Origin of the sequence: Thalassobaculum sp. (genome assembly GCF_965223715.1) — a bacterium.
GTDB lineage: Bacteria > Pseudomonadota > Alphaproteobacteria > Thalassobaculales > Thalassobaculaceae > Thalassobaculum.
This window is the reverse complement of the sequence record NZ_OZ245012.1, coordinates 2,243,975-2,264,907: the sequence shown is the minus strand read 5'-3', so window position 1 is coordinate 2,264,907 and position 20,933 is coordinate 2,243,975. Positions and strand designations below refer to the sequence as shown.

Below are 20,933 nucleotides of genomic sequence, written 5' to 3'. Positions count from 1 at the left end.
GGGGAATGCCGTGTTTCGCGTGTTCTTTCCGTCGGTGCTGTTCTACGCCCGGGCAGCCGCCCATATCGGCTCGGCGGCCTATCAGGCCCGGCGCGGGCGGCTGACCAACGAACGGCTGGTCGCCGGCAGCCATGCGCTGCGCCGGTCGCTGGAGTCGGTGGGCGTGCGGTTCGAGGTCTCCGGCCTGGAGAACACGGACTGGAGCGGTGGGCCCTATGTCTTCGCCGCCAACCATATGAGTGCGCTCGAGACTCAGATCCTGCCCTCGATCCTGAGCCCGGCGGCCCCCTGCACCTTCGTGGTGAAGTCGAGCCTCATGCGCTATCCGGTGTTCGGGCCGGTGCTGAAGGCCTTCGATCCCATCGTGGTCGAGCGGGCCGACCCCAAGGCGGATCTGCGTCAGGTTCTGGGCGAGGGCGGCAAGCGGCTGGCGGCCGGCATGTCCGTCATCGTCTTCCCCCAGGCGCACCGCACCGTCGCGTTCGACCGCAAGGGCTTCAACACGATCGGCGTCCGGCTCGCCCGCGCCGCCGGCGTGCCCATCGTTCCGATCGCCCTGCAGACCTCGGCCTGGAGCGAGGGGCGCTGGCTGCAGGATATCGGCTGGATCGTGCCGAAGCGCCCGGTCCGGTTCGCGGTTGGCAAGCCGATCACCATCGATGCCGATAGCCGCGGCGCGCAGGAGCAGGTGGTCCAGTTCATCGAGAGCAAGCTCGCCGGCTGGAGCGACGCCTGACCTCCGAGACCCCGGATCGGTCACTGATCGCGGAATAATCCCTCGTCCTGGAAAGTCGGCTCTTGAGCCGGTCTGTGGCATCTTGGAAGCTCGCACGCCGCTGCGAGCGGCCCTGCCGCCGGCGGACCCGGAAACGACGGAGACCCTGATGACCGTGAAGACGATCGCGACCACCCCGTTCGACGGACAGAAGCCCGGGACCTCGGGGTTGCGCGCCAAGACCACCGTCTTCATGCAGCCGCACTACCTAGAGAACTTCGTCCAGTCCGTCTTCGACTCGGTCGGCCCGCTGGCCGGCAAGATCCTGACCCTCGGCGGCGACGGCCGGTTCTTCAACCGCCGGGCCATCCAGACGATCCTGAAGATGGCGGCGGCCAATGGAGCAGCCCGGGTCGTGGTGGGCCGCGACGGTCTGCTCTCGACACCGGCGGCCTCGGCGGTGATCCGCCACCGCAAGACCGATGGCGGCCTGATCCTGTCGGCAAGCCACAACCCCGGCGGCGAGACCGGCGATTTCGGCATCAAATACAACATTCCCGCCGGCGGCCCGGCACCGGAGAGCATCACCGGCGCGATCCACGCCCGCACCGCGGAGATCTCCGAGTACCGGATCCTGGAGGCGGCCGATATCGACCTGTCCCGGGACGGGGAGAGCGATCTCGGCGGCATGACCGTGGAAGTCATCGACCCGGTGGCGATCTATGCCGAGCTGATGCGCACCCTGTTCGATTTCGACGCGATCCGGGCGCTGTTCGCCTCCGGGTTCCGCATGCGCTTTGACGCCATGCATGCGGTCACCGGACCCTATGCGACGGCGATCCTGGAGGGCGAGCTCGGCGCGCCGGCCGGCACCGTGATCAACGGCACGCCGCTGCCCGATTTCGGCGGCGGCCATCCGGATCCGAACCCGGTCTATGCGGCGGCGCTGATGGAGGAGATGTTCTCCGCCGACGCCCCGGATTTCGGCGCCGCCTCCGACGGGGACGGCGACCGCAACATGATCGTCGGCCGCAACACCTATGTGACCCCGTCGGACAGCCTGGCGGTGCTGGCCGCCAACGCGCATCTGGCGCCGGGCTACGCCAAGGGGATCGCGGGGGTGGCGCGGTCCATGCCGACCTCGCGGGCGGCCGACCGGGTGGCCGAGAAGCTGGGGGTGGAGGCCTTCGCCACGCCGACGGGCTGGAAATTCTTCGGCACGCTGCTCGACGCCGGACGGGTGACGATCTGCGGCGAGGAGAGTGCCGGCACCGGCTCCAGCCATGTGCGCGAGAAGGACGGGCTCTGGGCGGTTCTGCTGTGGCTGAACGTGCTGGCGGCCAAGAAGATGTCCGTCGCCGAGGTGATGGCCGAGCACTGGGCGACCTATGGCCGCGACTACTACTCACGCCATGACTACGAGGAAGTGGACAAGGCGGCTGCGGAGACGCTGATGGACGACCTCCGCGCCGTGCTCGACGGGTTGCCGGGCGAGACCGTGGAAGGGCTGACCGTCACCGAGGCGGACGATTTCGCCTATACCGATCCGGTGGACGGATCGACGGCCAGTAAGCAGGGTATCCGGATCGTCTTCGGCGATGCCGCCCGGGCCGTGCTGCGCCTGTCGGGCACGGGCACGGTGGGGGCGACGCTGCGGGTCTATCTGGAGCGGTTCGAGCCCGACCCGGCGAAACAGGCCCAGGACCCGCAGGACGCGTTGGCGAAGGTCTCGGCGGCCGTCCACAAGCTGGCCGGTATCCGGGACCGCCTCGGCCGTGCCGAGCCGGACGTGCGGACGTAGCAAGCGTCAACTCTACCCCCTATCTCGCACTCCCCGGCCTTGTGCCGGGGAGTGCGAGATAGGGGGCTTCGGACGGCGTTACCCCGCTGCCCGCACCGGCGCCCCGGTGGCGAGTTCGGCGTCGAGACGCTGGAGGGCGAGCTGCACCATGCCTTCCACGATCAGATCCACCCCACCCTCGGCGATGACGATCCGCGACAGGGCGTCGTAGGAGGGGTTCAGGGAATCCCGCAGCCCCGCCTCGAAGCTCGCCTTCATCAGGTGGTAGCCGCGCATGCCCGATCCGGCGATGGCGATGCGGTGGGGGGCGAGGACGGAGGCCACCGTGCGCACCGCGTCGGACAGGCTGGACCCGGCCTCGTCGAACAGCCGCTGCAGACCGCCATCCCCGTCCTCGGCGCGGCGCACCAGGACCATCATCTGGTCCTCGCTCGGCTGCTGGTGGTTGGCGATCGGCAGGTTGGCGATCGAGCGGGCGTCGCGATACAGGGCGTAATCGGCCAGATAGGCCTCGATGCAACCGCGCTGGCCGCAGCGGCACTGGGCGCCCGACGGCTGGCGCCGCACATGGCCGATTTCCGAGGAGAAGCCATGGGTGCCGGGGAAGGGGCCGCCCTGGCTCAGCAGGCCCATGCCGACCCCGTGTCCGATCATCAGCACCGCGACCAGCCCCTCCTGCAGCCGGCTGTCGCGCGAGGCGACGGCGAGGGCGGTGGCGGCGGCGTCGTTCTCGATCACCACGGGGACCTGGAACCGGTCGGCCAGCGGAGAGACTACGTCGGTGTCGCGGATCGCCAGGATCGGGCTCCAGACCTGGCGGCCGGCGACCGGGTCGACGATGCCCTGGAACGCGATGCCCAGCGTGCTCGGCCCCGCGCCGGGCAATTGGGCCATGACCTTCTCGATGGCGTTGCCGCAGGCATGGGCCGCCTCGTCGCCCTTCAGGTCGCGGGTGGTGCAGGGGATCAGCTCGCGGGCTAGGATGTTCCCCTGGAAATCGGCGATCACGGCGTCGATCACGTCCATCCGGATCGAGGCGGCGGCCACGCGGCCGAAGGCGGGGTTGAAGGCGAGATTGACCGGCGGGCGGCCCCGGGCGCTGCCGGCGGCCGGCTCCTCCGCCGCCTCGACCAGCACGCCGCTGCCGATCAGCTCGGAGGTGATGGTCGACACCGCCGCCGCACTCAGCCCCGTGCGGCGCACCAGCTCGACCCGCGGCATGGCGCCATGCCGGCGCAGCAGGCGCAGGATGCGTGTCCGACTGTTATCTTTCTCCAAGACGAATGGCCCAGCCGCTTCCCCGGATCGATCCATCGGCTCGTGCCGGCGGATCCGATCATTTTTGCTTCTTCACTGAAATTATTCGGCCGATGCCCGGGGTCGGTCAAGCGGATGCGCGGAGTTCTTGTGGCCGAACGTCCGCGGTTCCTCTAAAATAAGTTGAGGGCGTGAACAAATATCGACGTTCCCGGTCAACAGGGGACGCGACAGGGAGGGTTTCATGTCGGTTCTGGAGCTGCGCGGCGTCTCCAAGCGGTTCGGTGCCATCCAGGCGCTGGGGGACATTTCGCTTTCGGTCGAGCCGGGCCAGATCGTCGGCCTGATGGGCGACAACGGGGCGGGCAAGTCGACGCTGGTGAAGATCATCTCCGGCAACTTCCGGCCGAGCGGCGGGCAGGTGCTCGTGGATGGGAGCCCGGCCGAGTTCCACAATCCGCGGGAAGCCCGCGAGGCGGGGGTGGAGGTCGTCTATCAGGACCTGGCGCTGTGCGACAACCTGACGGCGGCGGCGAACGTCTTTCTCGGCCGCGAGATGATGCGCGGTTTCGGGCCGTTCCGGGTGCTGGACAACCGGTCGATGTATGCCCGGGCCGGCGCCCTGTTCGAGGAGCTGAAGTCGGAGACCCGGCCTTATGATCTCGTCAGGCGCATGTCCGGGGGGCAGCGGCAGGCGGTGGCGATCGCCCGCACGCGCCTGTCGAACCCGAAGATCGTGCTGATGGACGAGCCGACCGCCGCGATCAGCGTGCGTCAGGTGGCGGAGGTGCTCGATCTGATCCGGCGTCTGCGCGACCAGGGCATCGCCGTGGTGCTGATCAGCCACCGCATGCCCGACGTCTTCGCCGTGGCCGACCGGATCGCGGTCCTGCGCCGGGGCGTGCTCGTGACCGACAAGCCGGCCGTCCAGTCCTCGCCGGAAGAGGTGACCGGGCTGATCACCGGCGCGATCGAGCGTGCGGCGTGAGGCGTCGCGGGGCCAGGCCGGAATTCCGCACAGAACGGTGAATGAGCCTTAAGTGGCTCTATTATTGCGGGATATTAGACTGTGAATTGCCGCTCGATCCTTGCATACTCAACGAAAGTTCGGCTGGTAGGCGGCAGAAAGTGGAGAACCGGATTGCCGAATCGGCGTTAAATTGGTCTTCTCTCTCGGGACGTAGATTCCGCGCGGCTTCGCGTGACTCAGGTAAAAGTGACTATGCGGAAATGGCTTAATCATCAGAGTGTGCGCCCGCTTCGTCGGTTTCTGCGTGCCCTGAACGTGGATACGGTCTGGGCGGAAGAGTGGCTGCGGCTCACCTATGCCAGCGCCGAAACCGACCAGGCACTGAGCGGGACGGCCACCGCCTCGGCGAAATTCCAGGTCTTCAAGGATTTCTTCCGCGAATGGGGATCCCAGAGCGGGGGAGAGGCCGGGGACGAGACGAAGGGCGAGGCTCTGCCCTTCACCGACGACCGGCTGCGCACCTTCGTGCCGAACCTTCCGCCGGTGCCCGAGCAGATGCTGCTGCTGTGCGACTTCGTCGGCTTCTCGCTGGAGGAGGCGGCGGAACTCGTGAGCCTCTCGCCGGAGCAGGCGGCTACCGAGCTGGAGGAGGGCCGGGAACTGACCCGCAACCTTCCGCCGCTGCCGGTGCTGATCCTCGAGGATCACGGCCTGATCGCCCAGGACCTGTCCGATATCATCGGCGAGACCGGCCTGTCGGTGATCGGTATCGTCACCAACGAGGCCGACGCCATCAAGGTCTGCCGCCAGAACTGGCCCGAAATCATCGTCTCCGACCAGATGCTCGAAGGCGGCGATACCGGGCTGCAGGCGATCGAGAAGCTGCGGGCCGACGGCGAGTTCGCGACCATCTATGTCACCGCCTATCCTGACGAGGTGCTTACCGGTCTGGAGAACGAGCCGGCGGTGATCGTCGCCAAGCCGTTCAAGCCGGAGGCGATCCGCGCGGCCCTGGGCTACACGATCGCCGCCCGCGACAGGCTCGGCGGCGTCATCGATGCCGAGGCCGAGCGCGACATAGGCTGACACGGGTCGTCCGCCGCCGAATTCTTATCTCTGAGAGTGATGTCCCGGCCCCTCGCGGCCGGGATACGCTTTTTGGGGTGCCGTTCAGCGGCGGCCTTTGAGATTGGCCAGGGCGGTCGCGAGCCGCTCCTCGGCGAAGGGCTTCTGCAGGACGGGGGCATGGGGATAGGCCGCCTTCATCGGCGACCGCTCGCCATACCCTGTCACGAACATGAACGGGACGCCGTGCCGGCTGAGCTCCCGCGCCACATCGCCCGCATTCATGTCCCCAAGATTGACGTCGAGCACGCCGAAATCGACGTCGCTTGTCTCGATCACCCGTAGGGCCTGGGCAACGGTGGAGCAGATCCAGACGTGGTCGGCGCCGACATTGCGCAGCATCTCCTCGGTTGCCAGGGCTATGATCAGGTTGTCCTCCAGCAGCAAAGCCGAGCCGCTGATCGTCTGACGCGGCGCGGGTGCCTCGCGGACCTGGCCGATCACCGGCGCCGGCGTATTGACCATGCCGGCCACGAAGCGTGCCGGGATGGTGATGTCCACCTCCAGCCCCTCGGAGGCGAAGCGGACGACGGTGGTACCGCCCAGTTCATGGGGGACCGACTGCTCGATGATCGTGGTGCCGAAGCCGATCCGTTCGGGCGGCGAGACGGTCGGGCCCCCTTGCTCGCGCCACTCGATGGTCAGGTCGCCGCCGGTGCCGGCGGTGGAAGTCACCGTGATCCAACCGGACGGCGCGCTCAGCGCCCCGTATTTGATCGAGTTGGTGGTCAGCTCGTGGATCACCAGCGACGTGGCGGAGACCGCATTGGGCAGAAGCAGGGCGTCCTGGCCGCGGAGCTCCAGCCGGTCGCGGCCGGAGTCGGAATAGGCCGCCAGCTCGGTGGCCAGCAGACGCCAAAGGGAGGCCGGCCGCCAGTCGACCTCGGTAACCTGGTCATAGGCCCGGGCAAGGGCCTGAATCCGGCCGCCGACGGTCTCGGTCAGGCCGGTGACGGTACCGCCGCCCGAGGACGAGCTCTGGGACCAGATGCCCCGAATCACGTTGAAGATGTTGCGCACCCGGTGGTTCAGCTCGGCGATCAGGATCTCCTGGCGCTCGTTGGCGGCGGTGCGCTCGGCCAGGGCGGTCTCCGACATCTTCAGGATCACCTCGGTCAGGGTGACCCGCAGGGATTCCGCCGTGCGGATGTCGCTGTCGGTCCACAGGGCGGACTGACCCCGGACGATCTCCTGCCAGGCGGCGAAGCTGGTGCGCGGGCTCAGCCGGTCCTCGCCGTCGCGCCGGATCACCGCCTTGTCGGGAGCGCCGGCCCATTCGATGGTCTTGGTGATCTCCCGGCGGACCAGGACGATGAAATCCCGGGTCGAGCGGGACACCGGGATCGCCAGCAGGCCGGCGATGGGGGCCGGCGCGGAGATGCCCTCGGGCAGGGCGCCGGCCAGGTCGTGGGTCGCGTAGATCCGGCCCGAGGCGGCCGAGATCAGGAACGGCAGAAGGGCGCTGAACTCGTCCTGGCTCGGGACCTCGCCTACCGCGTTATAGGCCCCCTCGGTCCAGCCGATCATGCCGTCGCAGGGGATCACCTGGGAGATCATGTCGGCGAGGTCCTGGAACTGCCGAGCGATGGAGGAGCCGGTGGCCAGGCGTGCCATCAGCGCGTCGTGCAGGGACTGGGCGCGCTCGCGGTCGAGATTGCTGAGCTCGTTGTCCTTCTTCTCCAGGATCAGGGCGAAGAGCTGGCCGAACATCTGGGTGGCCGAGCGCGCCTGGAAGCTCAGGACCCGCGGGCTGTTGTGGTGACAGGCGATCAGGCCCCAGAGCTTGCCGCGGATGACGATGGACACCGACATGGAGGCCTGGACCCCCATATTCTCCAGGTACTCCAGGTGGATCGGCGAGACCGCCCGCAGGCTGGATAGGGACAGGTCGAGGGGCTCGCCGGTCGACGGATCCTTCTCCGGCAGAATTTCGGCTGTCGGCGCGTGGATGTCGGAGACGATCCGCAGGGTGCTGCGCAGGTACATCCGCCGGGCCTGGGGCGGGATGTCGGAGGCGGGATAGCGCAGGCCGCGATAGCTCTCCGCGCCGGGGCCGCGCACCTCGGCGATCACCTCCCCCGAATCGTCGTCGTGGAACCGGTAGACCATGACCCGGTCGAATCCGGTCAGCGCCCGGACCGCCTTGGCCGCCGACTCGCAGGCCTCCTTGACGGTCTCCGGCTTCGACACCCGGTTGATCATCGGCTGGACATAGGCGGTGTAGTCCTGCTGCACGTCCGAGTTCGGCTCGAACTCCAGGATCGTGGTCTCGCCCGTGACATGCAGCGCGATGTCGAACTCGCGGTCCAGGTTGTCGAGCAGCCGGATGCGGAACAGCCGCTCCACGGTGTCCTCGTCCTGCAGCATCTGCATGCGCGTGCGGATGTTGTGGATCGCCTCTCGGTTCAGCACCGAGTTCAGATCGGCGCCGAGCAGGTCTTCCGGCTCGAGCCCGATATAGGTGCCGGTATTGCTCGACACCTGGGTGATGGTCCAGTCGGGCGACACCGCCATCAGGAAGCCGAAGAACTGAACCCGGCCCGGTTTGTGGATCGGCTCGCGCTCGCATTCCGACAGGTCGACGGCCGGCGACGTTTCAGACAGCGAGCTCATCGATACTCTCCTTGGAAGCCCCGACCAGGGTCAGGGCGTCGGCGAAACTGGCGAAGGCGGTCTCGGCGGCTTTCACCACGGCATCCCAGGGCGCCGAGTCGGCCTCGGGAGAGTTCAGGAGCTTGAGGGTCCAGGGCCAGATCGCATCGTCTGGCGCCTGGGTCAGGTAGCGAGGTGCGGGCCCGGCGCCGCTCAGGCGCCTGAGCAGGAAGCGGGCACCGAGCCTCGATCCGCCAAGCACATAGCACAGGCCGAGAGGGTGCGCGTGGTCGATCGCTGACGCCATTACACCCTCGGTCGGGTTCAGGGCGCGCTCCCGCAGGTCCTGGGCGAGCAGGTCGGTCAGGCGGAACGGCCAGCGCTCAGCCATGTCGCAGGCGGCGAGGTCGCAGGTGGCGAGCCGGCGCTCGATCGGCAGGACGGCGGCATGATGCACCAGCAGGAAGCGGTCCAGCCCGAGCCCGGTCCGGATGTCGAGGCCGGCCAGCGCCTCCTCGGTGCGCTGGTGCAGCGTTCTGGTTTCCTGTCTGAGGTGGTCTCGCAGTCTCATAGGGTCAGCCCTCGATCGGAACCTGCCTGCGCCGGCCTGACGCCCGTCGCCGACCGTTCTTCCTGGCTGCCGCGGTCCGGCCTCGCCGCGCGCGTTCACCCTAGTCGCGGATCCGGTTCGTTGGAAGGCGTGACACACAGCTGGCGGTAGCGAAAATCCGCCGCGCCATGGGCCTTACTGTGTTGTGGCTATTGACTAACGGCCGTCTCTGTAGCGTTGATAATCCTGCCTGACGCATTGCCGGTACAGGCCTGTTTTCGGAGATGCACGAAGATGCCTGCCTCGGACCAATCCGGCCTCCGGAATGTTCGTCTGCAGATCATGCTGGACAGGGACGAATTGGATTCGATCGATGACTGGCGCTACCGGCATCGAATGCCCAGTCTTGCGGCCGCGATCCGGGAACTCATCCGCCGGGGCATGCTGATGAGCGAGGTCGTGCACGAAGAAGAGATCGACCTGACGGACCGCGTCCGGTCGACCGATTTCCGCGCCATCTGAGCGCTTCGGGGGAGGCTGTGCCTCCCCGTTGCCTTTTCCCGAGACTAGACCGACCGGCCTGGTGGAAGGCGGTACCCGCGCCGGCGCTCAGTCCGGGCCGCGGACCTCGACCATCGCGTCCGGGCGCGGCTGCAGGAAGCGCTGGATCGCATAGGCCGCCGCGGCGATCGCCACGCCGATCGCGTCGGTCACCAGCCCGCCTTCGATCATGAACAGGGCGGCGGCCAGCAGCGCCAGGCGCAGATACCAGACGGACCGGCCGCCCAGGAACCAGCCCTGGACGCTTGCCGACAGCAGGAACACGCCGACCACCGCGGTGATCAGGGCGCGGATGATCTCCACCGTGCCGCCGTCCATCAGCAGCGCGCCGTTGTAGAAGAACATGAACGGCACGATGAAGGCGGCGATGCCCAGCTTGAAGGACGCCACCGAGGTCTCCATCGCGTTGGCGCCGGAGATGCCGGCGGCGGCATAGGAGGCCAGCGCCACCGGCGGGGTGATGGCGGAGACCACGGCGAAGTAGAACACGAAGAAATGCGCCGTGAGCTGGTTGATCCCAAGCTCCACGAGGCCCGGCGCGACGACCGAGGCGGCCACCGCATACGCCGCCGTGGTCGGCATGCCCATGCCCAGCAGGATGGAGATGCACATCGCGAAGAACAGGGCCAGGAGCTGGGAGGTGTCCGCCAGGTCGAGCAGCAGATTGGAGAACCGCGCCCCCACGCCGGTCAGCGAGATCACGCCGACGATGATGCCGGCGCAGGCGCAGACCACGATGATCTGGATCGACATGAAGCCGGCCAGCTCGAACGCCTTGGCGATCGCGCGCGGGCCCATGCGGCTCGGCGTCAGCCAGCTCACGACGGCCGCCGAGACGATCGCCAGCGTACCGGCCCGGATCACCGAATAGCCCAGGAACAGGGCGACGATCAGGATGATGATCGGCAGGAACAGGTAGACCCGCCGCACCATGGTGGAGAAGCGCGGCAGCTCGTCCTCGCGCATCCCCCGCATGCCGAGCTTGGCCGCCTCGAAGTCGACCATGAAGTAGATCGACACGAAGTACAGGATCGCGGGGATCACCGCGGCGAGCGCGATCTCGGCATAGGGGATGCCGGTGATCTCGGCCATGATGAAGGCGCCGGCACCCATGATCGGCGGCATGATCTGGCCGCCGGTGGACGCCGCCGCCTCGACGGCGCCGGCGGTCTTGCGGTGATAGCCGACCTTCTTCATCAGCGGGATGGTCAGCGAGCCCGTGGCCACCACGTTGCCGGCCGAGGTGCCGTTGATCATGCCCATCAGGCCCGAGGCGAAGATCGCGACCTTGGCTGGCCCGCCGCGGGCGCGGCCGGCAACCGCGAAGGCGAAGTTGACGAAATAGTCGCCGACCTTGGAGGCCTGCAGGAAGGCGGCGAAGACGATGAACAGGATGATGTAGGTCGAGGACACGGCCGTGGTCGGGCCGAGAATGCCGGCATCGGTGTAGACCTGGCTGAAGAAGCGGGTCCAGTCGATCGCCGGCGACTGCAGGAAGCCCGGCAGATGCGCGCCGGCGAAGACGTAGATCAGGAACACGACGGCGATCACCACGAGCGCCATGCCGGCGACCCGGCGGGTCAGCTCCAGGATGAGCATCGTGCCGGCGACGGCGGCCAGCGAGATCCCGATCGGCGCGAAGGGCGTGCCGGTCGAGTTCCGCATCAGGGTGCCGTAGATCACGATCAGATAGGCCGCGACCGCGAAGCCGCAGACCGCCAGCACCGCGTCCGGGGCGGCGAAGCCGTCGCGCCGGCGCCGGTGGAACCAGGACAGCCCGATCGCGCCGGCGGTGGCGGCGATCAGCGGCGCGCCGAAGAGCCAGGTCTCGTTGAACTTGATGCGGGCGTCGATGCCGTTCCACATGACCCCGTTGGCGATCTCCACGGCGAAGGACAGAGCCATGCCGAGGGAGAACAGGGCCGGGATCATCAGGACCAGCGACAGCCAGCCCAGGCTGCGCGTCTCGTCGCTCTCGCTCTCCGGGAACCGGGTGGCGGAGAAGATCAGGAAGCCGATCGCCAGTGCGCCCGCCACGTGGATGATGCGGAAGTTCCAGGTCTCCATCGGGAAATCCGGCAGGAACGGAATGGTCACCACGCCGCCGGTCATCGCGGAGATCGACGTGCCGTTCAGCGCCAGCACGTGGAAGGCCGCGTAGAGGCCGCTGAGCACGGCGATCAGCGTCGCGCTGCGCCCGTCGAACAGACGCCGGTTGGCCTCTACCGGTTCGTCGTCCACCCCCGCGGCAATCACGGGCTCGTCACTCTCGCGGGCGGCCTGCCCGGTCGCGGTCTCATGGCTCATGGTCGGATCTTCCCCGCAGTCCCCGCGTCTGTGGCGGGCATTCGCGCCTGTGGCGCCGCTTATGGAACGGACCGCGCCCCGGGGGACGCGGTCCGCCTGTGCCGCCGCAGCGGCAGTTTGTGGAGCGGCCGGTCAGCCGCCGTGGATCAGCGAGGCCGGGATGCTGGCGCCGTTCTCGTTGAACCAACGCGCCGCACCCGGATGCCAGGGCATGAACGTGTTCTTGTCCCAGTTGGCCGGGACCGTCGCGGTCGCCGCCTTGTGGATGCCGACCATGCGGGCGTTGTCCGACATCACCACCTTGGTCGCCTCATAGACGAAGGATTCCGGCAGGTCGCAGTTGGCGATCGCGAAGTTCCACATGGAGACCGAGCGCGCCGGCTTGGTCAGCGTGGTGTAGGTGCTCTCCTTGATCTCGAAGGCCGAGACCGGGAAGGCGTCGATGATCTTCTTCTGCTCTTCCTCGGTGAACTCGATCACGTTGATCTCGGTCTGCACCTCGAGCTGGCTGACGGCCGGGACCGGCACGCCGGCGGCGAAGGCGATCACGTCGAGCAGGTTGTCCTGGAGCTGGCCGCCCAGGTCGGACCAGCCGCCGTTGCGACGGTCGAAGGACACGCCCAGGGTTTCGAGCATCAGCGGGAAGTAGGTGTCCGAGGTGGAGCCGGCCGGACCGAAGCCGATCTTGGCGCCGGCCGGGATCTCGGAGACCTTGGTGATGCCCGAGGACTTCAGCGTGGTGATCGAGAACGGGGTCTCGTACATCGGGAACATCGCGCAGGCATTGGTCATCTGCAGGCCCGGGGCGATGGCGTTCTTGCCTTCCATCGACTCACGGGCGGGGCCCATGGTGGTCATGCCGAAGGCGGCGTCGCCGGTATGGACCAGCGCCATGTTCTGCATCGGGCCGCCGGTGACTTCCGCACCGCCCGAGATGCCGAGCTGATCGGCGACCAGGTTTGCCCAACCGGCGCCGTAGGCGAAATAGGTGCCGCCCTGGGAGGCGGTGGCGACCGTGAAGCTGGACGGCCAGTTGCTGCGGTCCTGGGCGTTCACGATCGAGGGGGCGAGCGCGAGCGCGGCAATCGCGCCAAGCAGAGCGAAGCGTTTCATCCGGGGTCCTTCATGTTTTCGTTAAAGTCGGGTCGCCCTGTTTTTGGGTTCAAATTCCGGGCGACATGGAGATAGGGGGGCGCGGCACAACAGACAAGCCCGCATGGCAGGCCGGCGCATGAAAAAAATTTGGGCGATGGCGGTAGACAACGTCTGCCGGGGACGGCCCTTCAGGCCACCGGATCCGGTCTGCGCTCGGCAACGGCGTCGTGCAGCGCCTGGTTCAGCGCATCAACCTCGATGGGCTTCGGCACGAAGCCGTTGATCCCGGCCGCCCGGCAGGCATCCCGGGTCTCCTCGACCACGTCGGCGGTGAGCGCGATGACCGGGATCTGCGCCTTGCGTCCCGGCAGCTCCCGGATGCGTCGGGTGGCGTCGATGCCGGACATCACCGGCATCCGAAGATCCATGAGGATGACGTCGAAGTCCTCGGCCTCGACCGCCTGCACCGCCTCGGCACCGTTGGTCGCCAGCACCGCGCTATGGCCGCTCTTGGCCAGCATGGCCTCCACGATGATGCGGTTGATCTCCACATCCTCCGCCACAAGGATCTTCAGCCGCCCGGACGGGCCGCCGAGGCTGGGCGCGGCGCCCTCCGCCGCGTCGCCGCTCTCCTCGACCGCTTCGAACGGCAGCCGGAACGAGAAGGTGCTGCCCTCGCCGAACCGGCTTTCCACGCCGATGCTGCCGTTCATCAGGCTGACCAGCCGCTGGCAGATGGCGAGGCCGAGTCCAGTCCCCTGATAGGTCCTGCTAATGGACGCGTCGGCCTGGGTGAACGGGGTGAACAGGTTGGGCAGGACGTCGTCCTTTATGCCGATGCCGGTATCGACCACCTTGAACGACAGGCCGCCGCCCTCGCGGTCGACGTCGCAATGCAGGGTGACCGATCCCTGCTCGGTGAACTTGACCGCATTGCCGAGCAGATTGATCAGAATCTGCCGCAGCCGCGCCGGGTCGCCCCGCACCGTCCGGGGAACCGCCCGCCCGATCTTGGCGGAAATGGCGATGCGGTCGATCTTGGCGCTCTGGCCGATCTGCTGCGTCAGGCTGATGACATCGTCGATCAGCGGTCGGATCTCGAACGGGATGTCCTCCACGACCATCTTGCCGGCCTCCAGCTTGGAGAGGTCGAGGATGTCGTTCAGGATCCGCAAGAGCCCGGTCGAGGCCGCCTTGATCCGCGTCACCTTGGCGGCCCAGTCCGGCTTCAGGTCCTCATCGAGAAGCAGGTCTGCCATGCCCATGATGCCGGTCATCGGGGTCCGGATCTCGTGGCTCATGGCGGCCAGGAATTCGGACTTGGCCAGGTTGGCGGCCTCGGCGGCCTCCCGGGCGGCCATCAACTCGGTGATATCGATCCTCAGGCCGACCACGCCGCCTTCCGGCGTGGGCCGCTCGCGCAGCTTGAGCCAGCGCCCGTCGCTGAGCTTCTGGTTCATCTCGCCACCGGCCCGGTGCGCGGCCAGCCGGCTCTGGATCAGCTCCTCGAACCGTTCGTCTTCCGAGGCCGCCTTGGAGGGGCCAATCGTGCCGGGCAGCGCATAGCTGTTGTCCTGGGCCGAGGCGCGCAGGATGGTTTCGAAATCGACCCCGGGCCGGATGATCTCATGGCCGCCGGGAAAGAAGTCCTTGTACTTTCGGTTTGCGAGGACGAGCCGGTCGTCCTTGTCGAACAGGACGAAGCCGTCATCGATGGAGTCGATCGCCATCAGCAGCATCCGCTCGGCCTGCTCGGCCCGCTCCGATGCTTGCTTGCGCAACGTGATGTCGTTTTCGATCGCGATGAACTTCTTGGGCTGTCCCGGTTCCTGGATCGCCTGGCAACTGATCTCCACCCAGAAGGGCGTGCCGTCCTTGCGGTAGTTGAGGATCTCCACATCGAAGCCTTCGCCGCGGGCGAGGGCGTTGTGCATGAGCCGGACAGCCTCGGGGTCGGTGTCCGGCCCTTGGAACAGCTCTCCGGGCTTCATACCCAGCGCCTCTTCCAGCGTGTAGCCGCTGGTACGGGTGAAGCCCTCGTTGACCCACTCGATGAAGCCATCTCCGTCGGTGATGATCACCGAGTTCGTCGTCTCCCGCGCGACCAGGGACAGTTTCGCGTCCTCCTGCTGCCGCTTGACGAGGTTCGCGCGCAACTGGACGTATTTACGCGATGCCTCCAGCGCGAGGCCGACGATCACGGTTCCCGCGATGTTGTTCGCGAGCAGGATGAGACCGGCCTTGCGGATGATCTGCACCGCCGTCGCCGGATCGACGCTGACGAAGAAGGCGGGGACGACGGCGATCGAGCCGAGCGCGCCGATGGCGGCGAGGACGAGGGGAGTAAGCGGCAGCTTCCAGCGCCGCAGAGCCGTCATGACCAGCAGGCCGAAGGCGCCGTAGAGAAGGAAACCGATAGCACCGCCCAGTGCGACCGGTCCGCCGACCAGATAATACCGGCCGGCCGCGCCGATGCCGGCGGCGACGATCGCGCCGACCGGTCCGCTGAACACCGCGGCCAGGATCGCCGGCCCGGCGCGCGGGTCGAAGGTCGCACCGACCGGCAGCTCGATCGGCTTCAGCATCACCACGACGATGACGATGCCGAACAGGGATCCGATGATGACGTTATGCAGGAAGCGGCGCGCACCCGCGGCGGCCAGGGATTCGATATAGGCCACGCAGACGGACAGCATGACCAGGAGGCCAAGGCCACTCATGAACTGCGGCAGCCAGTCGAACATCGATTTTGTCCCGCTCCCAAGAACGGTAGGATAGTGGGAAGGCCAATATTAAAATTTCGTCAAGAATTAATCATGCATCCGACATATCCGCTCGGCTGCGTTATTCTCTTGGCAGTCCGCAGTCGTCCACGGTCGGGCGCGGCCTAAGCCTCCAGGATCGGGCCCTCGAGGAACCGCATCAGCTCGCCGAAATATCCCTGGGAACGGGCCGGCTGGTCCGGGTCCGAGGTGATGGCCACGGCCAACTCGCGTTCGGGATGGGCGGCGATCACCTGCCCGCCATAGCCGCGCGCGATCAGGTAGCCGCTGTCGGAGACGAACCAGCCGTAGCCGTAGCCGAGACCGGACCAGGGCGACTGGGTGCGCGGCTCCGCCGAGGCCGTCACCCAGTCGCGCGGGACGACCTGCCTGCCGTCGAACAGGCCGCCGTCGCGCATCAGCATCGCCACCCGCAGCATCCCCCGCGGGGTCATCGCCATCTGGTTTCCGCCCATGTAGTAGCCCTGCGGGTCGCGGGTCCAGGCCGGGATCTCGATGCCCAGGGGATCGCCCAGCCGGGCCCGCGCCTGTGCCAGTAGGCTCTCGCCGGCCGCCACGGTGAGGGCGGCGCCGAGCACATGGCTCGACCCGGTCGAATAGATCATCCGCCCGCCCGGCTCGGCCACCATCGGCCGACGCAGGGCGTAGGCCACCCAGTTGCGAGAATTGACCCAGGCGCCGTATTCCCGGCCCGAGGTCGCCTCCAGCCCGGCGCGCATGGTCACCAGGTCCTGGAGGGTGATCTCCGCCACGTCCGGATCGGCGTCCTTGGGCAGGAGCTGAGGCGCCACCTCGGCCAGCCGGGCGTTCACGCCGGAGATCTCGCCCCGGTCGATGGCGATGCCGAGCAGCAGGGCGACGATGCTCTTCGAGCAGGACTTGATGTTCGCCGTCCGGTCGAGCCCGGGGCCACGCAGGGCCTCGGCGAAGACCAGGTCGCCGCCGCGCTGGACCAGGACCGCATGCAGCCGATCGAAGGCGCGGGCGGCGTCGCCGATCGCCCGTCCTGGCGTCTGCGCGGCGGCCGGGACGATGAAAGGGGTGGCGAGCGCGGCGGCGCTGCCCACGGTGAACTGGCGTCGGGTGAGCCTCATGGCCAAATGCGTCCCGGTCGGTGGCTGTTCTGAGAACCGGCTGGTCCCGCGACCCAATATGTGCCGCGCGGCCGGGATTGCCACGGTCGCCGGTGTCGGGGGACGGCGGGCTAGCGGTCGTGCATGCCCTTGCCGGCGAGGATATGCGGCGCCCATTTCTCGATCCGGTCGCAGCGGGTCGTGGACCGCTTGGCCTGGGAGAAATGCAGCAGGTATCCCCGGCGGCGCCCCGGCGTCAGGGCCTCGAACGCCGTCTTCAACGCCTCGTCCCGCGCCAGCCGCTCGGTCAGCTCGTCCGGCTGATCCAGGTCGTCCTTGGCGAACTCCACCTTGAGGCCGGCCGCCTCCAGGTCTACGGCTTCGCGCACATAGGCCTTCAGGGTGGAGGCCCGCGCGTCGATCTGGTCGACCGAGGTGAATTTCGCCATCCGCACCGAGCGGCTGTTCTGGCCCGGCGGTTCCAGAATCCCCTCGGGATCCTTCAGGAGCACCCCCTTCAGGAAGCTCAGCGTGCAGGCGTCCTTGAAGTTGCCGATCAGGACGATGTTGCCGCCGGCCGCGCTGTAGCAGGGGCCGCGCCACTTGAACTCCTCGGTCACCGGGCAGTCGCGCAATAGGGCGCGCAGAGCCTTCTGTTCGTCATGCCAGCGCGTGGCCGTCTCGAAATAGGTGTCGGCTTTGGATGTCATCGCGGCCGTCTCCGTAAGGCTTGGAAATTACGAGCATTTTTGCGCGCCTGGCCGGGGCCTGTCCATCGCCCGCGCGGCAACGAGGGGTCGACAGATGGCCATGCCGACTTAGGTGTAGGGCAGTGTCATTGTGTTCGAACGGACGGGAAAGGAGCGATCAATGACCAAGCTTACCCCTACCGAAGCACGCCAGGGCCGCTGGGGATCTCCGGTTCTTGTGGTTCTTGCGGTTTCCGTGACGATCGCCGTCGTGGCGCTGGGAGCCGTCGCCATCTTCTCCGCCTGAGCATGGCGGCTCCTCAACCCTCATGAGACACTCTCCCGGCCCGGACCTGTGGGTCCGATGATAGAACCCGACAGTCAAGGTCGGGGCCGATAAGAGCGCTGGGAGGGTCTCATGAAGCTGTACATCAACACCACCTCGCCCTTCGTGCGGCTGGTCCGTCTGGCGATCGCCGAGAAGGGGCTGGCCGGCCGGGTCGAGACCGAGGTGGTCGATCCCTGGGCCGATGCCGAGCCGTTCCTGCGCGCCAATGCGGCGGCCCGGGTTCCGACTTTGGTGACCGACGGCGGCACGCCGATTGCCGAGGCATTTCTCATTCTGCGCTACCTGGACGCGCTCGTTCCGGAACCGTCGGTCTGGCCGGCGGACGACCTTGAGCGGACCCTGACGGTTGCAGCACCGGCCCTGGGCGCCATCGAGGCCGCGACCGCGATCATCATCGGCCGCAAGTCCAGCGCCTCCTTTGACACCGATATCGTCGGGGCAAAGCGCCACCGCACCATGCGGGAGGGCCTGCGCCGGCTCGACGCCACCCCGCCGCGGGACTTCGCCGACCGGCCGGACATCGCCGGTTTCGCCGCGCTGACGGCGGTCGACTATATCGGGTTCCGTTTCCCGGATCGTGACTGGCTCGCGGATCTGCCGACGCTGCACGCCTGGCGCGATCGGCAGGAAGGCCGGGAGTCGGTCACGACGACGCAGCCCTACGCGTGAGCAGGTGTTCGTCGGTCGGATATCGGGTGGGAATGGTGGGCGCGGCTGGGATTGAACCAGCGACCCCTGCCGTGTGAAGGCAGTGCTCTCCCGCTGAGCTACGCGCCCGGTCCGTATCTGGACGCCGGTATCTACGGGGACCGGCCGGGCTTGTCAATCACTCAACGCCCCGTCCGGCCCAATCGGTTCACCCGCCCTCACAATCCGAGAATACCCGGCAATTCGGCAAGGCGGTCGATGCGGGCATCCGCCTTGATGTCGGCCAGGGGCAGGCGGGCATAGCCGTAGCTCACCAGCACCGCGCCGGTGCCGGCCCCATGGGCGACGGCCATGTCGTGCTCGTTGTCGCCGACCATCACCGCGTCCCGCGGCGCAGCATCCAGCAGGGCCAGGGTGTCGAGCAGGTGCCGGGGGTCCGGCTTGCGATGGGCGAAACGGTCGCCGCCCGCCACCGCGTCCAGATACGGGGCGAAGCCCAGCGCCTCCAGCACCAGCTCGGCCGGGCGTTGCGGCTTGTTGGTGCACACCGCCACGGCGATCCCCGCCGCCTTCAGGGCTGCGACGGTCTCCACGGCACCCGGATAGGCAACCGTGTGGCCGGCCACGTCGCTCTGGTACTCGGCGATGAAGCGGACGACCAGGGCCTCCAGGGCGGCCGGAGTATCGGCCGGCGTGCCGGTGGCCGCCCAGGCCCGCTCCACGAAGACCCGGCTGCCGTCGCCGATGAAGCGGCGCACTTCCTGCGGGGATAGCGGGCGGCGCCCTTCGGCAGCGAGCAGTCGGTTGGCGGCCGCGCCCAGATCGTCGGCGCTGTCGATCAGGGTGCCGTCGAGATCGAAGACGACCGCGGCGGCTTTCGTCGGGAGAGGCATGGGGACCGTGGATGACATAAATCTAAAAAGCTTGAGACTGTTACACTCCGTTGCAAATCGTGTCTTCGTCAATCGCCCCGGCCGGTGGCATGTATAACCGGCCTAACCCCGACGCCGGACCAGGCGGTCGGGGCCGAGTAAGAGAAGGAGCCTGTCGCCGATGAGCGAACGAGTCGCCGCCGTGATCCTGTCCGCAGGCATGGGGACGCGCATGAAATCCTCCCTGCCGAAGGTGCTGCATCCGGTGGCGGGCAAGCCGATGATCGGCTGGGTGCTGGACGCGGTTGCCGGCAGCGGCGCCGATCCGGTGGTCGTCGTAACCGCCCCCGCCCATGACCGGGTGCGCGAGGCGGTCAGCGGCCGGGCCGAGGTCGCCGTCCAGGATCCGCCGCTCGGCACCGGGCACGCGGTTCTGGCCTCGGCCGAGGCCCTGGAGGAGTGGTGCCGCGGCGGCGGGACGGTTCTGGTCTGCTTCGGCGACACGCCGATGATCACGCCGCAGACCCTGTCCCATCTGGTGACGGCCCGGCATGCGGCCGACGACCCCGCCGTGGTCGTCCTCGGCTTCGAGCCGGAGGATCCGGCGCTCTACGGTCGCCTGGTGCTCGGGCCCGACGGGGCCCTTGAGCGCATCATCGAGGCCCGCGACGCCACGCCGGAGGTGCTGGCCATCGGCCTGTGCAATGGCGGGGTGATGGCGGTCGATGCGGCGATCCTGTTCGACATGCTGCGGCGGATCGGGAACGACAACGCCAAGGGCGAGTTCTACCTGACGGACCTGGTCGGCATCGCCCACCAGGACGGCCGGCGCTGCCATGTGGTGACCTGCGACCCGCTGGAGACCCAGGGGGTGGACTCCCGCGCCGGCCTCGCCCGGGCCGAGGCGGCGATGCAGGACCGGCTGCGGGCGGCGGCTCTCGACGGCGGGGTGACCATGACCGCGCCGGAGACCGTGTTCCTGACCCACGACACCCGGCTGGCTCCGGACGTGACGGTCGGCCCGCATGTGGTCTTCGGGCCCAAGGTCGTCGTCGAGGAGGGGGCGGAGATCCGCGCCTTCAGCCATTTGGAAGGCGCCCATGTGGGCCCTTGCGCCCTGGTCGGTCCCTATGCCCGCCTGCGCCCCGGCGCACGGATCGGGGCGGAGGCCCATATCGGCAATTTCGTGGAAGTGAAGAACGCGGAGATCGAGACCGGGGCCAAGGCCAACCACCTCAGCTATATCGGCGACGCCCGGGTCGGCAGCGGCGCCAATATCGGGGCTGGGACCATCACCTGCAATTACGACGGCTATAACAAGTTCCACACCGATATCGGCGCGCGGGCCTTCATCGGCTCGAACACCGCGCTGGTCGCCCCGGTGAAGGTCGGCGACGGCGCGATCGTCGGTGCCGGCTCCACCGTGACCAAGGACGTCGCCGGCGACGACCTGGTGGTGGTGCGCGGCGAGACCAAGACCATTTCCGGCGGGGGCGAACGCCTGCGCCAACGCAACCTTGCGAAAAAGAAGACGAAAGGCTGAACC

Annotated in this window: 17 protein-coding genes and 1 tRNA gene; 8 read left to right on the top strand and 10 right to left on the bottom strand. The window is 67.8% G+C overall.

Going from position 1 to position 20,933, the window contains the following annotated elements; translation table 11 throughout:
- The first annotated feature begins 10 nt into the window (after positions 1-10).
- Positions 11-736, top strand: a complete 726-nt coding sequence (locus tag ACOQOP_RS10460) for a lysophospholipid acyltransferase family protein (protein ID WP_420566277.1) — start codon at positions 11-13, stop codon at positions 734-736.
- 148 nt (positions 737-884) lie between these two features.
- Complete coding sequence (locus ACOQOP_RS10455) at positions 885-2,516, top strand: alpha-D-glucose phosphate-specific phosphoglucomutase (RefSeq protein ID WP_420566276.1); 1,632 nt, start codon at positions 885-887, stop codon at positions 2,514-2,516.
- A gap of 78 nt (positions 2,517-2,594) precedes the next feature.
- On the opposite strand, the gene ACOQOP_RS10450 is transcribed toward ACOQOP_RS10455, so the two are convergent.
- Positions 2,595-3,794 carry an ROK family protein gene (locus ACOQOP_RS10450; protein ID WP_420566275.1) on the bottom strand — a complete coding sequence of 400 codons (1,200 nt, stop codon included), beginning with the start codon at positions 3,792-3,794 and terminating at the stop codon, positions 2,595-2,597.
- A 223-nt stretch (positions 3,795-4,017) separates the two neighbouring features.
- On the opposite strand from ACOQOP_RS10450, the gene ACOQOP_RS10445 reads away from it, so the two are divergent.
- Together ACOQOP_RS10445 and ACOQOP_RS10440 are read left to right on the top strand one after the other, a co-directional pair.
- Positions 4,018-4,761 carry an ATP-binding cassette domain-containing protein gene (locus ACOQOP_RS10445; protein ID WP_420566274.1) on the top strand — a complete coding sequence of 248 codons (744 nt, stop codon included), beginning with the start codon at positions 4,018-4,020 and terminating at the stop codon, positions 4,759-4,761.
- A 261-nt stretch (positions 4,762-5,022) separates the two neighbouring features.
- Complete coding sequence (locus ACOQOP_RS10440; protein ID WP_420566273.1) at positions 5,023-5,829, top strand: response regulator; 807 nt, start codon at positions 5,023-5,025, stop codon at positions 5,827-5,829.
- Positions 5,830-5,913: 84 nt separating this feature from the next.
- Here the strand turns inward: ACOQOP_RS10440 and ACOQOP_RS10435 are convergent, their stop codons facing one another.
- Positions 5,914-8,481 (bottom strand): GAF domain-containing protein, encoded by a 2,568-nt coding sequence (locus tag ACOQOP_RS10435; protein WP_420566272.1) that lies wholly within the window; start codon positions 8,479-8,481, stop codon positions 5,914-5,916.
- Positions 8,465-9,031 (bottom strand): biliverdin-producing heme oxygenase, encoded by a 567-nt coding sequence (locus tag ACOQOP_RS10430; RefSeq protein WP_420566271.1) that lies wholly within the window; start codon positions 9,029-9,031, stop codon positions 8,465-8,467. The genes ACOQOP_RS10435 and ACOQOP_RS10430 overlap by 17 nt, the downstream gene beginning before the upstream one ends.
- Before the next feature lie 273 nt (positions 9,032-9,304).
- On the opposite strand from ACOQOP_RS10430, the gene ACOQOP_RS10425 reads away from it, so the two are divergent.
- On the top strand, positions 9,305-9,532 hold the full coding sequence (locus tag ACOQOP_RS10425; RefSeq protein ID WP_420566270.1) for a hypothetical protein: 228 nt from the start codon (positions 9,305-9,307) through the stop codon (positions 9,530-9,532).
- 87 nt (positions 9,533-9,619) lie between these two features.
- On the opposite strand, the gene ACOQOP_RS10420 is transcribed toward ACOQOP_RS10425, so the two are convergent.
- The 5 genes from ACOQOP_RS10420 to ACOQOP_RS10400 all read right to left on the bottom strand — a co-directional run bounded on the left by ACOQOP_RS10420 (position 9,620) and on the right by ACOQOP_RS10400 (position 17,539).
- Entirely contained in the window at positions 9,620-11,878 is a 2,259-nt protein-coding gene (locus ACOQOP_RS10420) for a TRAP transporter permease (protein WP_420566269.1), read from the bottom strand.
- Between the two features lie 132 nt (positions 11,879-12,010).
- A complete protein-coding gene (locus ACOQOP_RS10415; RefSeq protein WP_420566268.1) occupies positions 12,011-12,991 on the bottom strand; it encodes a TAXI family TRAP transporter solute-binding subunit in 981 nt (326 codons plus the stop codon).
- Between the two features lie 170 nt (positions 12,992-13,161).
- Entirely contained in the window at positions 13,162-15,717 is a 2,556-nt protein-coding gene (locus ACOQOP_RS10410) for an ATP-binding protein (protein ID WP_420566267.1), read from the bottom strand.
- 143 nt (positions 15,718-15,860) lie between these two features.
- Complete coding sequence (locus ACOQOP_RS10405) at positions 15,861-16,850, bottom strand: serine hydrolase domain-containing protein (protein WP_420566266.1); 990 nt, start codon at positions 16,848-16,850, stop codon at positions 15,861-15,863.
- Between the two features lie 110 nt (positions 16,851-16,960).
- Positions 16,961-17,539, bottom strand: a complete 579-nt coding sequence (locus tag ACOQOP_RS10400; protein ID WP_420566265.1) for a YdeI/OmpD-associated family protein — start codon at positions 17,537-17,539, stop codon at positions 16,961-16,963.
- A 160-nt stretch (positions 17,540-17,699) separates the two neighbouring features.
- On the opposite strand from ACOQOP_RS10400, the gene ACOQOP_RS10395 reads away from it, so the two are divergent.
- Both ACOQOP_RS10395 and ACOQOP_RS10390 read left to right on the top strand, forming a co-directional pair.
- Entirely contained in the window at positions 17,700-17,825 is a 126-nt protein-coding gene (locus ACOQOP_RS10395) for a hypothetical protein (protein WP_420566264.1), read from the top strand.
- A 111-nt stretch (positions 17,826-17,936) separates the two neighbouring features.
- Positions 17,937-18,536 carry a glutathione S-transferase family protein gene (locus tag ACOQOP_RS10390; RefSeq protein ID WP_420566263.1) on the top strand — a complete coding sequence of 200 codons (600 nt, stop codon included), beginning with the start codon at positions 17,937-17,939 and terminating at the stop codon, positions 18,534-18,536.
- Positions 18,537-18,569: 33 nt separating this feature from the next.
- Here ACOQOP_RS10390 and ACOQOP_RS10385 read toward each other — a convergent pair.
- Positions 18,570-18,644 (bottom strand) — tRNA-Val (locus ACOQOP_RS10385).
- An 89-nt stretch (positions 18,645-18,733) separates the two neighbouring features.
- Positions 18,734-19,408 (bottom strand): phosphoglycolate phosphatase, encoded by a 675-nt coding sequence (gene gph / locus ACOQOP_RS10380; protein ID WP_420566262.1) that lies wholly within the window; start codon positions 19,406-19,408, stop codon positions 18,734-18,736.
- 160 nt (positions 19,409-19,568) lie between these two features.
- Between gph and glmU the strand changes: the two genes are divergently transcribed.
- Positions 19,569-20,930, top strand: coding sequence for a bifunctional UDP-N-acetylglucosamine diphosphorylase/glucosamine-1-phosphate N-acetyltransferase GlmU (gene glmU / locus ACOQOP_RS10375; protein WP_420566261.1), 1,362 nt, complete (start codon positions 19,569-19,571; stop codon positions 20,928-20,930).
- Positions 20,931-20,933 lie beyond the last annotated feature (3 nt).

What these genes read in the sequence shown, in the direction of transcription:
- ACOQOP_RS10405 (WP_420566266.1), bottom strand. Translation starts at nt 16,850, where the DNA reads ATGAGGCTCACCCGACGCCAGTTCACCGTGGGCAGCGCCGCCGCGCTC.
- ACOQOP_RS10395 (WP_420566264.1), top strand. Translation starts at nt 17,700, where the DNA reads ATGACCAAGCTTACCCCTACCGAAGCACGCCAGGGCCGCTGGGGATCT.
- ACOQOP_RS10455 (WP_420566276.1), top strand. Translation starts at nt 885, where the DNA reads ATGACCGTGAAGACGATCGCGACCACCCCGTTCGACGGACAGAAGCCC.
- ACOQOP_RS10430 (WP_420566271.1), bottom strand. Translation starts at nt 9,031, where the DNA reads ATGAGACTGCGAGACCACCTCAGACAGGAAACCAGAACGCTGCACCAG.
- ACOQOP_RS10445 (WP_420566274.1), top strand. Translation starts at nt 4,018, where the DNA reads ATGTCGGTTCTGGAGCTGCGCGGCGTCTCCAAGCGGTTCGGTGCCATC.
- glmU (WP_420566261.1), top strand. Translation starts at nt 19,569, where the DNA reads ATGAGCGAACGAGTCGCCGCCGTGATCCTGTCCGCAGGCATGGGGACG.
- ACOQOP_RS10390 (WP_420566263.1), top strand. Translation starts at nt 17,937, where the DNA reads ATGAAGCTGTACATCAACACCACCTCGCCCTTCGTGCGGCTGGTCCGT.
- ACOQOP_RS10435 (WP_420566272.1), bottom strand. Translation starts at nt 8,481, where the DNA reads ATGAGCTCGCTGTCTGAAACGTCGCCGGCCGTCGACCTGTCGGAATGC.
- ACOQOP_RS10410 (WP_420566267.1), bottom strand. Translation starts at nt 15,717, where the DNA reads ATGTTCGACTGGCTGCCGCAGTTCATGAGTGGCCTTGGCCTCCTGGTC.
- ACOQOP_RS10420 (WP_420566269.1), bottom strand. Translation starts at nt 11,878, where the DNA reads ATGAGCCATGAGACCGCGACCGGGCAGGCCGCCCGCGAGAGTGACGAG.
- gph (WP_420566262.1), bottom strand. Translation starts at nt 19,408, where the DNA reads ATGCCTCTCCCGACGAAAGCCGCCGCGGTCGTCTTCGATCTCGACGGC.
- ACOQOP_RS10415 (WP_420566268.1), bottom strand. Translation starts at nt 12,991, where the DNA reads ATGAAACGCTTCGCTCTGCTTGGCGCGATTGCCGCGCTCGCGCTCGCC.
- ACOQOP_RS10400 (WP_420566265.1), bottom strand. Translation starts at nt 17,539, where the DNA reads ATGACATCCAAAGCCGACACCTATTTCGAGACGGCCACGCGCTGGCAT.
- ACOQOP_RS10425 (WP_420566270.1), top strand. Translation starts at nt 9,305, where the DNA reads ATGCCTGCCTCGGACCAATCCGGCCTCCGGAATGTTCGTCTGCAGATC.